Source organism: Corynebacterium lehmanniae, assembly GCF_043161975.1.
Lineage (GTDB): Bacteria > Actinomycetota > Actinomycetes > Mycobacteriales > Mycobacteriaceae > Corynebacterium > Corynebacterium lehmanniae.
Genome location: NZ_CP170998.1, coordinates 1,263,215 through 1,277,903 on the forward strand (window position 1 = coordinate 1,263,215; position 14,689 = coordinate 1,277,903).

A 14,689-nucleotide genomic window follows, 5' to 3' on the forward strand; every position below is an offset into this window, starting at 1 on the left:
GTCGTACAAATCCTTTCCAATGGGTTTTCGTACCGTTTGTCCCGGACCCGATCTTGAACCAGAGTCCAAAGAGTTCACCGGGTATAACGCCACACTTACCAAAAAGGTTCCCGCGAGCGCAGTGTTCGCTGAAACCACGGCTGAAGCCCACCTCGCCGGGGCGGGGTTATGGTGGAATTCCATGGGAGTTTTCGACAGCGCCCGCCGCGGCCCTAGAACCGGCGGCGAGGTGGTGCGCAGCCACATCGCTCAAGCTGCCGGTGGCACGGACGCGTACGTGTTTTCCTACCGCCACTTAGAGGTCCACGCGTACGTGCTAGCCGAGCCTGTCCCCCACGTGTTGTACTGCACCTACGGCAAGTCCCGCGTGGAGTCTTCCCAGCCGTCCGCGGGCACACAGACGGAGCTCACCTTGCGGATGCCGGGCACGCCTGCGCTTCCCGACGAGTGGCCGGCCCGCCTGCTCGCCCGCGCCGCCCGCGACGACATCGAGCCGGGCCACTACCTCGTGCTGGACCACCCGCGCGGCACGTTGGCCGGTTTCGCGTTTGTCACCGACCCTGTCCTCGGCACGCTCGACGGGCCCACTGGCCGGATCCGCTTCACCTACGCCGTCGGCCTCAACGGCGACGACGTGGAGTACATGTTGTCCTGGGACCCATTGAAGTTCGCGGCCTTTGTCGGCGACCGCGTGCCGCTGGGGCTGAGCTCCACGGACCGCGATCCAATCGCCGCCGATCCGCAGGTCCGTGCGTTGTTGGAGGAGGCGGTGGGGGCCGAAGGGTCGTCGATAGGCGCGATGCACGCCCGCTACCTCGAGGTCGACGCCGGGGGACGCGTGGACCTGGACCCGGCGGCTGCGCACGCAATCATCCGGGCGGCACGCCACCGGATCCTGCATGGGCGAACGTTTGCGCTGCTCAACGGCGACATTTGGTTCCTGCTGGACCCGCAATTGTCGGCGGCGGAGCTCACCGACGACCACATCGCAGTCCCGGCCACCACGGCGCTCGCCCACGAGCTGCTCGCAGTGTTCGACGCGGTGCCAGGCCTCTACCGCCTGCGCACCGCGCCGCTGGAGATTCGGGTGGTGGACCCGACTACTTAAAGACGGTGCCCCACTCGTCGCGCTTGTCCAAAAACGCCTGCGCCTCGCGCTTGGCGGCCTCCAAGTCGTGGCTTGCACCCCAGCCGCACTGCTTCTCGTTGGCGGCCGGCACCTCGTTGGCGTTGGTGATGTCGGTGAGCGTCTTTTCCACCAGCTCGGCGACCTCCTCCTCCTCAGCGACGTCGCCGGAAAGCATGAGGTAGAAGCCGGTCTGGCAGCCCATCGGGCCGAAGTCGATGACGTTGTCCGCGTGGTTGCGGGCGTGCTCGGCGAACATGTGCTCCAGCGAGTGCACCGCCGGCATCTCCAGGTGCTCTTCGTTGGGCTGCTTGAAGCGGATGTCCCACTTCACCAAGGTGTCGCCTTTGGGCAGCTCCTTGCGGTCCGCGAGCCGGATGAACGGGGCGGCTACCTTGGTGTGGTCGAGGTTGAAAGATTCCACATTCATACGATCAGTCATGGCCTCGACTCTACTGAACGGAGGCTCACGTGCCCACCACCCTTGTTTGGTTCCGCGACGGCAACAGTCACGGCAGGTAGGCTCAGGCGCGTGAGAAACCTGATCCGTCACGCAGCAGTGGCCGCCTCTGCGCTGCTTGCCGCCACGACCGCCTCCCCCGCTACCGCGCAGCCCGCGGGCAACGTGGTGGTCTTCGACGACTCGTTCGCCGCTAACCCGGACCAGTACCTCAACACTGTGCTGCGTTTCGCTGACGGCACAGGCCTTTCCTCCACCTCCTCCGAGCGCGTGCTCCGAAACAACCCGAGCGAGTCAGGCTGCCTCCACGGCCCGGGCAATTGGCCCAGCCAGCTCGGGGAGCGCACCGGCGCGAAGGTTACAGACTGGTCGTGCGCCGGCATCACATCCGGGCAGATGCTCGGCCGCATCGACCACGCTGTGCACACAGGCGCGCTGAACGCAGGCACCCGGGCGGTGACGTTGGGCGCCGGCTTCAACGACCACTGGCGCCCGCTACTGGACAAGCCCGGCACCACCTACGACGCCGCGCGCACCCGCGAGCAGTATTTGACCAACATGCGCGCCGCCGTGGCGAAGGTGCGCGCCGTGGCGCCGAACGCGAAGATCATCATTCCCGGCATGCTTTCGGTGACCGGAGCAAACGGCGCAATCTGCGCCTTCAACGTGGTGCCCAACCTCCCGCTCGGCGTGCCCACTCCGACGGTGCACGGCTGGGAGCAGCACCACCGTAACAACCAGCGCGAAGCCGCGCGCCAAGTAGGCGCGGCGTTTTTGGACATCAACGCCCAGTCCACCGGCCACAGCACCTGCGCCCGCGACGCCGACCGCTGGGTCGCAGGACTTGTCGACACCACCACCGCCAGCTACAACATGGTTTTCCATCCCTCCCGCGCCGGGTCCGCATTCGTGGCCGACCAGGTCGCCCGCGCGCTGTAACGCAGCCCAGGCGTAAGCTCGGGCCAATGACACCGTTGCAGAAGTTCCTCATCCCCTTGTTCGCCGGCGCGGGCGTGCTGCACTTTGCAAAGCCGCAGCCTTTCGACGACATCGTGCCCGACGCCCTCCCCGGCTCCGCACGCAGCTACACGTACGTCTCCGGTGCGGCCGAGCTCGCCGCAGCTGCCCTGCTGGCGAATCCCAAAACCCGCGCGGCCGGCGGCAAGTTCGCCGCGGCCCTGTTGGCAGCGGTGTGGCCGGCGAACTTCCAGATGGCGTGGCAGTGGCGCAACGAGCCCTGGCAGAAGCAGATCATTTCCATCGGACGCCTGCCGCTGCAGATCCCGCTGATCAAGGCTGCGCTCGGCGCGGCGAAGAAGTAACTGCCTCAAACCGGCCCTAGGAGGATCGGTCGCTGCTTACACTTTGGCTGCATCTCATTTCCCACGGAAGGTCAAGGAGCAGTCATGAGCAAGTTTGAAAACAAAGTTGCGCTGGTCACCGGCGGCGCCTCCGGCATCGGTGAGGCCATCGCGAAACGTCTCGCCAGCGAGGGAGCCAAGGTGGTGGTCGCCGACATCACCGGCGACGCCGCCAAAGACGTCGCCGCCGCAATCGAGGCGGACGGCGGCGCCGCAGCCGCGTTCCGCCAGGACGTAGCCAGCAAGCAGGACAACGAGGTGGCCGTGCAGTTCGCCGTGGACACGTTCGGCGCGCTCCACCTCGCAGTGAACAACGCTGGTGTGGGCGACCACACCCCGCTGGCGGACAAGGACCTGGCCGACTGGGACAAGGTCATCGCCATCAACCTGTCCGGCGTGGCCTACGGTTGCCACTACCAGCTCAAGCAGTTCCTCGCGCAGGGCGACACGGAGCAGTGCGCGATTGTGAACATGTCCTCCATCCACGGCTCCGTGGGCCGCGCCGGCGGCATCGAGGCCTACACCGCGGCCAAGCACGGCGTGGTGGGGCTGACCAAGTCTCTGGCAGCGGATTACGCCGCCGCCGGCATCCGGGTCAACTGCGTGGGTCCGGCGTACATTGACACGCCGCTGATTCAGCGGGCGCAGGGCGAGGCCCGCCAAGCGCTCGTCGATAAGCATCCTGCTGGCCGCCTGGGCGAACCCGAAGAGATTGCGGCTGTGGTGAGCTTCTTGCTTTCCGACGACGCGTCGTTCGTCAACGGCTCCTACCACCTCGCCGACGGCGGATACACCGCCGTGTAGTGGTGCCCCCAGTCGGGCTCGAACCGACACTGGGCGGATTTTAAGTCCGCTGCCTCTGCCAATTGGGCTATAGGGGCGACGGGAAACATCGTACTTCCCCCGCGCCTCCGGGCGGGAATCGGTCGGCTTTTTCACCGAGCGGAGCCGGCCTCCCCGCCCTACACTCATTGTGCGAAAACTAAGTTTCGCCTGAGTTTGCGCTCAGCTTCTGAACAACAGTAAAGGCAGTGGCACATGACTATTCAGCTCCCTCCCCCGCTCGACCAGATCATCAAGAACCTCAATCTCGAGCAGCTCATCGCGGCTGTCGCAGGCGCGTTCGTTGTCGGCGGCCTCGTCGGCGGCGCGATCGGCGCCGCCGCCGGCGGCAGCTCGGAGGCAACCGGCTCGAGCAACGGTGCTGCCCCGTCCGCGCCCGCCCCTGAGGTCGACGGGCCGGTGCTTGAGGGCCGCGCGAAGCTGTCGGCGCTCTACCAGGCCCCGGGCCCGGATTCCGGCAAGGACGCCTTCGACGGCAACGGCCAGACCCACCCGTTTAAAGGCCAGGTCATCCCGGGCTTTTCCGGCATGATCGAAAAGGGCGACGGCGAGTTCTACGCCCTGCCGGACAACGGCTTCGGCTCGAAGCAGAACTCGTCGGACTTCCTGCTGCGCATCTACACGGTGAAGCCGAACTGGGAGACCGCAGAGACCGCGAAGGACCCGAAGGACGTCGGCGGAATCGACGTGCTGGACTACGTCGCGCTGAAGGACCCGAACAACACAATCCCGTGGGAGATCGTCAACAACGACACCAAAGACCGCCTGCTCACCGGCGCCGACTTCGACCCGGAGTCCTTCGTTCGCGCGGCAGACGGCACCTTCTGGGTCGGCGAGGAGTTCGGCCCCTACATCCTGCACGTGGACAAGGACGGCACGCTTCTCGACGCCCCGTACCCCTATCCCGGCGTAAAAAGCCCGTCGAACCCGACCCTGGGCACTGATGAGCAGCCGAACCTGCGCAACTCCAAGGGCTTCGAAGCGATGGCCACCGACGGCCGCTACTTGTACCCCATCTTCGAGGGCTACCTGGACAGCGCCACCGACAAGCGCGAGCGCGTGATCTCCCAGTTCGACACCGAAACCGGCAAGTACACCGGCAAGACCTGGAACTACCTGGCCGAGGGCGACGACGCGCTGATCGGCGACGCGTTTTTGACCAAGGACGGCCGCCTGCTCATGCTCGAACGCGACGATTTCCGCGGCTCGGACGCGCAGCTGAAGAAGGTCTTCGAGGTCAAGGACTTCGCGGACGCGAAGCCCGGCTCCACGGTGAAGAAGGAACTCATGGCGGACCTGCTCGACATCGCCAACCCGTCCAAGATCGGCATGGTTTCCGACGCCCGCGCCTACGGCGTCGGCGACCCGTTCCAATTCGCGCTGCTCAGCGTCGAAACCATTGTCCAGCTGGAGGACGGCCGCTACCTCACCGCGCTGGACAACAACTTCCCGGGCGACGACGGCCGCTACCGCGGCAAGCCCGACGACACCGAGATGATCATCTTCTCCGTGAAGTAGCAACCGGGGATGCTTGGCCTGCGGGCCGGTAACCTTAGCTTCCGTGTTTGCGGAAGTTGACGGACAAAGGCCCCGCGTGACCAGGCAATGGCTGTTCTTGGTGCCGTGCGCGCTCGGCGCACTCGGCCTGTTTCTCGCGCGCCGCGCCGGCGACGGCACCGCCGGCTTCTACTGGGCCACCGCGTTTACGGCGGTGGTCTACGCGGCCGCGTGGTGGCTGTGGGGCAGCCGCCAGACGTTCGCGGGGCCCCGCAAGCTTCTCGACGTCCTCCGGGGCACCCTCATCGGCGCCACCCTCGCGGTTGTGTTCGTCTTCGGCGCGCTGGTGGTGCAGCATATCCCGTTGCTGGCCGGCCCGGCGGCGGAGCTGCTGCAGACCCCGAACAAGGGCGGGTACTTCCTCACCCTGCTGGTGCTGGTAGTCAACGGCGCCGGCGAGGAGATGGTTTTCCGCGACGCAGTGCCACGCCAGCTGCGCGGCATGGGCCAGTCGGTGGTGCAGGCAGGCGTGTGGTCCACGCTGGCCTACTGCCTGGTCACCTGCGTGATGGGCGTGCCGCTTCTGGTTTTCGCCGCCGGCGTGCTGGGGGCGGTGACCTACTACGAGTCCGTGAAAACCGGCAGGCTCTACTCCCCTATCGCGGCGCACCTGACGTGGAGTATCGGCATGCTGCTGATCCTGCCGCACTTTTTCTAGGCAAGCCTCTCAACAGCCCTGCTACTCGCTGACGGAGAACACCTTCTTCTTCGGCGCCTTGTCTGCGGCCGCAGAATCCGCCGCAGCACCCGCGACGGAGATCTTCGGGGCGTCGAGCATCTCCGTCATAAAGTCGGCCACCCACTGCAAAAGCTCCAGGTCGCGCAGGTTCGGCGCGTTCAGCGCCCGCTTCGCCCCGCCTTCGCGCGGCATCGGCACCTGCAGCGCCTTCGCCGCAGCGCGGAAGTTCGCGCCCGGGTAAAGGCGCTTGAGGCGCACCTGCTTGGAGTCCGGCAGCTCCACCGGGTGCAGCTTGATGCGGCTGCCCTGGGTGAGGATGTCCGCGACGCCGACCTGACGGGCCTGGTTGCGCAGCCGTGCCACGGCCATGAGGTGCTCGACCTCGGTTGGCAGGGCGCCGAAGCGGTCAATCATGTCGTCGGCGGCGGCGGTCAGGGCATCGTCATCGCGCGCCTCCGCGAGCTTGCGGTAGACCTCCAGGCGCAGGCGCTCGGAGTTGATGTAGCTCTCCGGGATGTGCGCGTCCACGGGCAGGTCCACGCGGATTTCTTTCGGGCCTTTGTCGGTGGCGTCGATGGGCTCGCCGCTCATGAGCCCCTTGAAGGTTTCCACGGCCTCGCTGACCAGGCGGACGTACATGTCAAAGCCCACGCCGGCGATGTGGCCGGACTGCTCGGCGCCGAGCACGTTGCCGGCGCCGCGCATCTCCAAGTCCTTTTGCGCCACGGCGATGCCGGAGCCCAGATCGTTGTTCTGCGCGATGGTGGCCAGGCGGTCGTAGGAGGTCTCCGTGAGCGTTTTGTCCTTCGGGTACAAAAAGTACGCGTAGGCGCGCTCGCGGGAACGGCCGACGCGCCCGCGCAGCTGGTGCAGCTGGGACAGGCCCATGTTCTGGGCGTTTTCCACGATCAGGGTGTTGGCGTTGGCGATGTCCAGGCCGGTTTCCACGATGGTGGTGCAGACCATGACGTCGTAGTCGCGGTTCCAAAAACCCTGCACGGTCTGCTCAAGCACCTGCTCGCTCATCTGGCCGTGGGCGACCACGATGCGCGCCTCCGGGACCAGCTCGCGCAGCTGGCGGGCGGTCTTTTCAATGTCGGAGACTTTGTTGTGGATGTAGAAGACCTGGCCGTCGCGGAGCAGCTCGCGGCGGATCGCTGCGGCGACCTGCTTGTCCTCCTGCGGGCCCACGTAGGTCAGCACCGGGTGGCGGTCCTCCGGCGCGGTGGTAATGGAGGTCATCTCGCGGATGCCGGTCAGCGACATCTCCAGGGTGCGCGGGATCGGCGTTGCGGTCATGGTCAGCACGTCCACGTGCGACTTCAGCGCCTTGATGTGCTCCTTGTGCTCGACACCGAAGCGCTGCTCCTCGTCCACGATGATCAGGCCGAGGTTCTTCCACTGCACGCCCGTTTGCAGCAGTCGGTGGGTGCCGATGACGATGTCCACGGAGCCGTCCGCAAGCCCGGAGATGATCTTCTTCGAATCGGCAGCGGTGGTAAAGCGCGACAGTTCGCGCACGGTCACACCGAAGCCGTCCATGCGCTGGTTGAACGTGGAGAAGTGCTGCTGGGCCAGAAGGGTCGTGGGCACGAGCACCGCGACCTGTTTGCCGTCCTGCACCGCCTTGAACGCGGCGCGCACGGCGACCTCGGTTTTGCCGAAGCCCACGTCGCCCACGATGACGCGGTCCATCGGCGTGGGCTTTTCCATGTCCGACTTCACGGCCTCGATGGCGGTGAGCTGGTCTTCGGTCTCCACGAACGGGAAGGCGTCTTCCATCTCGTGCTGCCACGGGGTGTCCGGCGCGAACGCGTGGCCCGGTGCGGCTTGGCGCTTGGCGTAGAGCTCCACCAGCTCGCCTGCGATCTCGCGGACCGCGGCGCGCGCCTTGCGCTTGGTGGATTTCCAGTCGGAGCCGCCCATTTTGCTTAAGCTGGGTTTCTCGCCCCCGGTGTACTTACTCAGCAGGTCCAAAGACTCCATTGGCACCCACAGCTGGTCGCCGGGCTGTCCGCGTTTGGCGGGCTGGTACTCCAGCACGATGTATTCACGGCGCGAGTCCTCGTCGCCGGCTTTGACGGTGCGCTCCGCCATCTTCACGAACTTGCCGATGCCGTGGGTATCGTGCACCACGAAGTCGCCAGGCTGCAGCGCGAGCGGGTCGACGCGGTTGCGGCGGCGCGGGGCGCGTCGTTTAGCACCTGCGATGTCGCCGACGCGGTTGCCGGTCACGTCCGTTTCGGTGACCACGACGAGGTTCGGCCCGCCGAAGACCAGGCCAGCGTGGGACAGCGCCTGGTACAGGGTCACCGCCCCCTCGACCGGCTCAAGGCCCGGCGTGGCCACGCGGGCGGATACGCCGTGCTCGCGCAGGCGCTCCGCCATGCGGTCGATCGTGCCCTTCGCCGGCGCCACGAACGCGACCTTGCCGTGGTTTTGGCCGATGTGGAGCTTGAGCGTGGCGTAGAGCTGCTCGATCGCCTTCGGGTCGCCCTTCGGTGCAGGCGCGGCCTCGAACTCCAAAGGCAGCGTCTCCGCGTCGTCGGCGGCGAACATGCCGGGCGGGGCGAACGTCCACCAGGCGTTGCCGGCCTTGGAGGCGGAGACCTCCAGCGACTCGTAGGAGCGGTACGACGAGGCGGACACGTCCAGGCCCTCCACCACCACAGGCCCCTCGGCGCCCATGGCGGCGGCCTCCCAGCCGGCCTCGAGGAACTCGCGGTCCGTCGCCTCCAAGTCGGCGATGCGGGCGCGCACCTTCTCCGGGTTGGTCACCAGCACCACGGAACCGGCGGGCATGAGCTCCGGCAGCACCGAATACTGCTTGTCCGTCAGCGCCGGGATGAGCGCCTCCATGCCGTCCGCGGGCTGCTTCTCCGAGATGCGGGCGAGCAGCGACGACAGCGTCGGGTTCGAGGGGAATTTTCGCGCGAGGTCGTCGGCTTTGGCGGCCACGGTGTCGTCGATAAGCAATTGCCTCGCGGGGTGCAGCTCGACGGAGCGCACCTCCTCGATGGTGCGCTGGTCCGCGACTGCGAACGAGCGGATGTCCGTGACCTCGTCGCCCCAGAATTCGATACGCACGGGGTTTTGCGCGGTGGTCGGGAAGACGTCGATGATGCCGCCGCGGGTGGCGAACTCGCCGCGCGAGGCCACCATGTCCACATGGTTGTACGCGAAGTGCACCAGCTGCGCGGTCAGCTCCTCGAAGTCGCGCTCCTGGTCCACCGCGATGCTGATCGGCTCCGCCGGCGGCAGCACCGGCTGGCACACCGCGCGCGCCGCCGCGACGATCACACGCGGCATGTCCCACAGCACCTTCGAACGGCGCCCCACAATGTCCGGCGCCGGCGAGAGACGCTCGTGCGGCAGCGTCTCGTACGCCGGGAACTGCGCCACCTTCTCCTCGCCCAAAATGGCCTTCAACTCCGCGGCGAGATCCTCCGCCTCGTGGCCGGTGGCCGTGACCAGCAGCAAAGGCGTCTCGCGCGCAATCGCACCGGCCACCCAGGAACGCACCTGGTCAATGCCTGTGACGTGCAGCAAATCCTCGCCCACGTGCGTGACCAGGCCTTTCAGTTTCGGGTCCGTCAGCGCCGCGGTGAGCAAACCGCCCAACACGGGCGGGGTGGTGTCAGTCATGTGTCTTACGCATCCCTCTCTGCGGTTTCGCCGCTTGTCTCGTCGCTCGCGCTTTCGCTCGCCTCGCCGCTTCCGTACACGCGCGGCTGCGCCTCCATCCCCCGCAACCCGTTCCAGCACAGGTTGGAAATATGCGCCGCCACGGTGTGCTTGTCGGGCGTGCGCTCGTCCAGCCACCACAGCGCAGAATTGGAGACGGTGCCGACAAGCGCCTGACCGTACAGCCCCGCCATCGACTCGTCGAGCCCGCGGTGCTTAAACGCCTCCCCCAGCAGGTAGCTCACCTCCGCGGTGACGCGGTTGAGGATCGTCGAATACGTCCGCCCCTCCCCCGGCAGCTGCCCGTGCGCGAGGATGACAAACCCGTCAGTTTCCCCCTCCACGTACGTCAAAAGTGCCAGCACGCCGCGCTCGATGCGGTCGCGCCACGGGCCGGCCTGAATGTTCGACGTAATCGTGTGCTCCAGCCGGGCCATTTCCAGCCGGACAACCTCCTGGTACAGGCCTTCCTTGCTGCCGAAATGCTCGTACACCACCGGCTTGGACACCCCGGCGCGCGCCGCGATCTCCTCCATGGAAATGCCGTCGAGCCCGCGCTCAGCGAATGCTTGCCTGCCCACTCCGATCAACTGATCTCTGCGCTGGGGTGCTGTCATTCGCCTTCGAGCCATGCGCCCTAGCTTAGAGCGTCGTAAAGTTAACCCCGTCTTTGGCAGTTGGCGGGTCTGGTCTACAATCAGCGGTGCTATTCCCCATGGTGTAATCGGCAACACTACGGTTTTTGGTACCGTCATTCTAGGTTCGAGTCCTGGTGGGGAAGCTTTTTTATTGGAGGGGTACATGAAACGCCACATCGCTTGGCTCATGGCATGCGGGGTACTTGCGGGGTGCGCTTCGGAGCCCTCGCCTATCGACGCCCCTCCGGCCCCCACCGCCAGCAACCAGGCAAACGAGCACAGCGCCGAAGTCGCTGGTAGTGAAGTCGGCGACTCTGGTGACAGTTCTGTCGAAAGTTCTGCTGATGCTCCCGCCGCGTTCCACTTCAAAAGCGGCACCCTCGAAATCGGCGACTTCGACCCCTACACCCTGGGCGACGACATCTTCGACCCCTGCACCGAGATCTCGCCCGAAGAATTCGCCGCCGCCGGCTTCCACAATGTCGAGCCGATCCCGGAGGAGTACGCGGGGCTTACGCGCGGTTTGAGTGCGTGCGAAATCAAGGATGAACGAGGTCGAATCGAACTCAGCCTCATGAATAACAACGCAGATCGGCAGTACATAGAAGATTCAACAGGCTTAATCGAGATTGCGAATTCAAAATCGTTACCGGAAGCTTTTGCCTATGGGCCCCGAGGCGGCGTGGGCGACGATTGCTACGTCCAACTCGACACTCACCGCGGTGGCATTGTCGTGATAGCGCCTGGTTCTTTGGATCAGAACCTCCAAGAGCAGAACTGTGTCAAGGCTTTTCAGGCCTTGGAAGAGATCTTCTCGGCAACTCAAGAGACCTTTTCATAGTTTTTGCTCATTTCAGTGGACAATCTCTTCCACTGCCAAACCCAGAATTTTATGGTTTGAGAAAACACATCGATTTTGGGGGAGCAATGAAAATAGAGCTGAACGTTGATCAGGTTGAAGATGCGATAAACATTTTGCGAGAGGTTTCGCAGACAATTGTGGCTCGTCGGAGTTTAAGCACCTCGCAATCCCTCTCCGGGTTCTCCACCGCGGGCGGCTTGGACGAGGCGGGCGAGCGGCTCAGCCCGATCGGGGACGAGCGCGCGCCGGAGGCGAATCAGGCCATCGCGCTGTACCTGAAGCACACTGCGGACAACCTGTGGCTGGCGTTGACCAACACGCAGCAGACGGATGAGTCGTTCTCCGGGATGATGGGCTCACTGCTGGCACCGCTTGGCGGCCCAGCTGCTGCACTCACGCCGATGTATGCACAGGGCTTCCAGCAGCTCAAGGCCGCAGACCCGAAGACCAACACGTTCGATAACGCAGCGGTGTCCTCCGCGTCGGAGTCGTCGCTGCTCGGCGCGGAAAAGAATCTGAACCTCACCAATACATCTCTGGCGTACTCCGCGTCGGACTTTTGGACTTCCAACGCCCAGCTCATCGAGAACGCCATGGAGGAACTCAACGGCGTCCACCACGCGCTGAGCTCGTCCGCGGACACGGTCTGGATCCAAGAGGCGATGAAGAAGGTCACCCAGATCCAAAATGCGGGTTTGGAGTACGTCGCTAACTCGCGTTCGCTCGCCAATCACACCGAGGCGCTTGGCATGGCCGCTGACTCGGAGAGTATGTACGCTTCCGCAGCCGCGGCCGCCTACGCCGCGGCGGAAGATCCGAAGATTAAGTCGCAGATCGAATCGGATTACCTCAGCTCGTATTCCATGCGCGTCACTTCCGGGCTCCAGCCGGCAATTCCAGCGTTTAACCGGCTGCTGCCGGACGCGGGAAAGCTTCCGTCGACGCCCTACGCCAGCACCGACGTGCCCGCCCCGGCCACAACGTCGTACACGCCGACTGAGCTTCCACCGGGCCTTCGGGAGGTGCTGACCAACCGTGGCTACGGCGACCTCGCGCACGCGAAGTCGCCAGCAGAGGTCATCCAGCAGTACGGCCGCCCCACCCCCGAGACCTTCGAGCGCATCGCCGCGGGCGCGGCTCCCACCCAGTCCGCCTCTGCTGTTCTCGCCCCGCCTGCCCCTTCAGCAGCGGGAAGCTTGGCGACGGCTGCTCCCGCCTCCCCCACCAATCCCCTCACCCCCACCATCGGTGGATTCAACGGCACGCCTCAGACCAACGCCAGTGCGAGCACCGCAAGCGCCGGTACGGGCGCCGCGGGATTCGGCCTCGCGCCGGGCAACGCCGTCGCGGGAGGCCGCGGCGCAGCTTCTGGCCACAGCACCAGCACAGGGCTTGCCAACAGCGCCCGCCCTGGCGCAGGCGCGGGCACCGGTGTCGGTGGAGGCTTCGCCAACGGTCGTGGTCTCGGCGCTGGCGCCAACGGGATCGCCGGTAGCCAGCGCGGCGGCGCGTCACTTGGGCCCGGCTCCGGTACTGGCGCCGGAGTAGGCGCCGGAGCTGGATCGAACGCCGGAGCCGGAGCGGGCCAAGGCGCAAACGGCATGCGCCCCGGTATCGGCGGCGCTGGTGCTGGTGGTACTGGCGCTGGCGGCACCGGCGCGTACGGCGCGGGCTCGTCCTACGCCGCCGGGGCGCACGGTGCGGCGAGCCAAAACGGTCAGGGCGCACGCGGCGGCGCCTTCGCTGCAGGGCCTATGGCGGCCGGCGCCAACCGGGGTCGCGGGCGCGACAAGTCAGGTTCGAAGGTCCGCACCGTCACCAGTGCGGTGGAGCGCGACGGCAACCTCAAGGCGCTGCTTGGCGACGCTCCCCTGCTCCTGCCAACAGTCATCGGCCACAACGTGCGCGGCTAACCCCGCCACGTGCAACCCCGCTGCCCGCTAGTTCCCGCCGTGGCCGGCGGGCAGATCCAGGTCCGCCTCCTGGCCAGGCTCGACGATGACGAACTGGCCCATCATGCCGCTGTCTTCATGGTTGAGCATGTGGCAGTGGTACATGTACGCCAGGCTCGGGTCCGGGTAGTAGCCCATCTCCACGAGCAGGCTCACCGTGGCCAGCGGCGGGACGGTGATGGTGTCGTGCCAGCCGGTGGTGAACTCCAGCTCGCCGTTTTCCACGCCGATGACGGCAAAGCGCGCGTCGTGGATGTGGAAATTGTGAGCCATGTCGTCGTTCTCGTTGGTCACGTGCCAGATCTCTGGGCCCTTGTGGTCCACAGTGAAGTCCACGCGGGTCATGTCCATGGTCTTGCCGTTGATCTCGGTGCCGTTCATGCGGAAATCGCGCTCCACCTCGACAGAATCCGCGTCAGGCACCTCGAACGGCGCCAGCGAATCCGCAAGCTCAGACACCTCGGGTGCGTCGTCCGACGGCGCAGCGATCTCCAGCAGGTCGAACTTGTCGGTGAAGCCGAACATCTCCGCGGTTTCTTTATCCGGCATGCCGCCCAGGTCCGGGACACCGTCGCTGCGCAGCTTCAGGTCCTTGCCCGGCTCAAGGTCCACCACGATCTCCACGCGCTCGCCGGCGCTGAGCAGCACGCCGTCGACCTCGACCGGCGCGTCCAGGAATCCCTGGTCCGTGGCCACCACGTGGAACGGCTTGCCCAAGGACAGGTGGTGGAAACGCATCGTCGCGCCGTTGAGCACGCGCAGGCGCACGCGTCGGGTGGTCGCCTCGAAGCGCGGCTTGGTCATGCCGTTGACCATGACGGTGGAGCCGACCCAGCCGTTGTCCTCGTCCAGCTGGCCGTCTTCGGTGAAGTTGGCGTCGGTGATGATCACGGGGATGTCGTCTACCCCGTATTCGTTGGGGAGGCCGGGGAAGGCGGAGTCATCGTCGTCAAGCACGAGGCCCCCGGCAAGGCCACGGTAGGCATGGACGGCGGACTTCTCGTGCGGGTGTGGGTGGTACCAGCAGGTCGCGGCCGGCTGGTCCACGGTCCACGACGGCGACCAGGACTTCCCCGGATCGAACATGAGCGCCGGCCCGCCGTCGGCGGTCGCCGGGAGGTGCAGGCCGTGCCAGTGCACGACGGTCGGCTCCGGCAGTTCGTTGTGCACCGTCATGTCGATTTCCTCGCCGCGGCGCATGTACAGCGTCGGGCCCTGGTACGGGCCGTTGAAGCCCCAGGTTTTGGTCATGGTGCCGGGCACGATCTCGAACTCGCCTTCCTGCGCGGTCAGCTCGAAGCGGCGAACGTTGCCGTCGAGCTCGCCCTCGTACAGCGGCGGGATGCGCAGCGGGCGCGCCTCGTCGTCCGCGCCCAGCGGCTTGGTTTGCGAGGACTCCGAGCACGCCGTGCCCGTCGCTGCCGCGGCCAGCGCCGCCGTCGCGAAAAGTGTGCCCCTGAAAAACGTGCGTCTGCTCATTGCCATGTCCGCCTCCCGGTTCGCTGATACTCTCATTCGACCCTACTA

Annotated in this window: 12 protein-coding genes and 1 tRNA gene; 8 read left to right on the forward strand and 5 right to left on the reverse strand. The window is 65.9% G+C overall.

Annotated elements, in window-relative coordinates:
• The first annotated feature begins 181 nt into the window (after nucleotides 1-181).
• Nucleotides 182-1,108 carry a suppressor of fused domain protein gene (locus tag ACF3NP_RS06060; RefSeq protein WP_181888097.1) on the forward strand — a complete coding sequence of 309 codons (927 nt, stop codon included), beginning with the start codon at nucleotides 182-184 and terminating at the stop codon, nucleotides 1,106-1,108.
• Here ACF3NP_RS06060 and ACF3NP_RS06065 read toward each other — a convergent pair.
• The gene (locus tag ACF3NP_RS06065) at nucleotides 1,101-1,568 is read right to left on the reverse strand and encodes an S-ribosylhomocysteine lyase (protein ID WP_181888096.1); all 468 of its coding nucleotides are present in this window, start codon (nucleotides 1,566-1,568) and stop codon (nucleotides 1,101-1,103) included. The genes ACF3NP_RS06060 and ACF3NP_RS06065 overlap by 8 nt on opposite strands.
• 90 nt (nucleotides 1,569-1,658) lie before the next feature.
• Between ACF3NP_RS06065 and ACF3NP_RS06070 the strand changes: the two genes are divergently transcribed.
• The 3 genes from ACF3NP_RS06070 to ACF3NP_RS06080 all read left to right on the forward strand — a co-directional run bounded on the left by ACF3NP_RS06070 (nucleotide 1,659) and on the right by ACF3NP_RS06080 (nucleotide 3,751).
• Complete coding sequence (locus ACF3NP_RS06070; RefSeq protein ID WP_392399114.1) at nucleotides 1,659-2,525, forward strand: GDSL-type esterase/lipase family protein; 867 nt, start codon at nucleotides 1,659-1,661, stop codon at nucleotides 2,523-2,525.
• A gap of 26 nt (nucleotides 2,526-2,551) precedes the next feature.
• Nucleotides 2,552-2,908 (forward strand): DoxX family protein, encoded by a 357-nt coding sequence (locus ACF3NP_RS06075; protein ID WP_269509307.1) that lies wholly within the window; start codon nucleotides 2,552-2,554, stop codon nucleotides 2,906-2,908.
• 84 nt (nucleotides 2,909-2,992) lie between these two features.
• A complete protein-coding gene (locus tag ACF3NP_RS06080) occupies nucleotides 2,993-3,751 on the forward strand; it encodes an SDR family NAD(P)-dependent oxidoreductase (RefSeq protein ID WP_392399115.1) in 759 nt (252 codons plus the stop codon).
• On the opposite strand, the gene ACF3NP_RS06085 is transcribed toward ACF3NP_RS06080, so the two are convergent.
• Nucleotides 3,752-3,828, reverse strand: a tRNA-Leu gene (locus tag ACF3NP_RS06085).
• A gap of 157 nt (nucleotides 3,829-3,985) precedes the next feature.
• Here ACF3NP_RS06085 and ACF3NP_RS06090 point away from each other — a divergent pair.
• Both ACF3NP_RS06090 and ACF3NP_RS06095 read left to right on the forward strand, forming a co-directional pair.
• Nucleotides 3,986-5,308, forward strand: coding sequence for an esterase-like activity of phytase family protein (locus ACF3NP_RS06090; protein ID WP_181888092.1), 1,323 nt, complete (start codon nucleotides 3,986-3,988; stop codon nucleotides 5,306-5,308).
• 43 nt (nucleotides 5,309-5,351) lie between these two features.
• Nucleotides 5,352-6,005, forward strand: coding sequence for a CPBP family intramembrane glutamic endopeptidase (locus ACF3NP_RS06095; protein ID WP_392399116.1), 654 nt, complete (start codon nucleotides 5,352-5,354; stop codon nucleotides 6,003-6,005).
• A gap of 21 nt (nucleotides 6,006-6,026) precedes the next feature.
• Here ACF3NP_RS06095 and mfd read toward each other — a convergent pair whose 3' ends face one another.
• Together mfd and ACF3NP_RS06105 are read right to left on the reverse strand one after the other, a co-directional pair.
• Complete coding sequence (gene mfd, locus ACF3NP_RS06100; protein WP_392399117.1) at nucleotides 6,027-9,671, reverse strand: transcription-repair coupling factor; 3,645 nt, start codon at nucleotides 9,669-9,671, stop codon at nucleotides 6,027-6,029.
• A gap of 5 nt (nucleotides 9,672-9,676) precedes the next feature.
• Nucleotides 9,677-10,342 (reverse strand): TetR/AcrR family transcriptional regulator, encoded by a 666-nt coding sequence (locus tag ACF3NP_RS06105; RefSeq protein ID WP_181888090.1) that lies wholly within the window; start codon nucleotides 10,340-10,342, stop codon nucleotides 9,677-9,679.
• Nucleotides 10,343-10,511: 169 nt separating this feature from the next.
• Between ACF3NP_RS06105 and ACF3NP_RS06110 the strand changes: the two genes are divergently transcribed.
• Nucleotides 10,512-11,189, forward strand: a complete 678-nt coding sequence (locus tag ACF3NP_RS06110) for a DUF3558 family protein (protein ID WP_181888089.1) — start codon at nucleotides 10,512-10,514, stop codon at nucleotides 11,187-11,189.
• Between the two features lie 158 nt (nucleotides 11,190-11,347).
• Nucleotides 11,348-13,123 carry a hypothetical protein gene (locus tag ACF3NP_RS06115; protein ID WP_392399118.1) on the forward strand — a complete coding sequence of 592 codons (1,776 nt, stop codon included), beginning with the start codon at nucleotides 11,348-11,350 and terminating at the stop codon, nucleotides 13,121-13,123.
• A gap of 27 nt (nucleotides 13,124-13,150) precedes the next feature.
• Here ACF3NP_RS06115 and ACF3NP_RS06120 read toward each other — a convergent pair whose 3' ends face one another.
• Entirely contained in the window at nucleotides 13,151-14,677 is a 1,527-nt protein-coding gene (locus ACF3NP_RS06120; protein WP_236883385.1) for a multicopper oxidase family protein, read from the reverse strand.
• Nucleotides 14,678-14,689 lie beyond the last annotated feature (12 nt).

Coding starts and splice junctions, on each gene's coding strand:
- ACF3NP_RS06060 (WP_181888097.1), top strand. CDS start 182: ATGGGAGTTTTCGACAGCGCCCGCCGCGGCCCTAGAACCGGCGGCGAG.
- ACF3NP_RS06065 (WP_181888096.1), bottom strand. CDS start 1,568: ATGACTGATCGTATGAATGTGGAATCTTTCAACCTCGACCACACCAAG.
- ACF3NP_RS06075 (WP_269509307.1), top strand. CDS start 2,552: ATGACACCGTTGCAGAAGTTCCTCATCCCCTTGTTCGCCGGCGCGGGC.
- ACF3NP_RS06080 (WP_392399115.1), top strand. CDS start 2,993: ATGAGCAAGTTTGAAAACAAAGTTGCGCTGGTCACCGGCGGCGCCTCC.
- ACF3NP_RS06090 (WP_181888092.1), top strand. CDS start 3,986: ATGACTATTCAGCTCCCTCCCCCGCTCGACCAGATCATCAAGAACCTC.
- mfd (WP_392399117.1), bottom strand. CDS start 9,671: ATGACTGACACCACCCCGCCCGTGTTGGGCGGTTTGCTCACCGCGGCG.
- ACF3NP_RS06105 (WP_181888090.1), bottom strand. CDS start 10,342: ATGGCTCGAAGGCGAATGACAGCACCCCAGCGCAGAGATCAGTTGATC.
- ACF3NP_RS06110 (WP_181888089.1), top strand. CDS start 10,512: ATGAAACGCCACATCGCTTGGCTCATGGCATGCGGGGTACTTGCGGGG.
- ACF3NP_RS06120 (WP_236883385.1), bottom strand. CDS start 14,677: ATGAGAGTATCAGCGAACCGGGAGGCGGACATGGCAATGAGCAGACGC.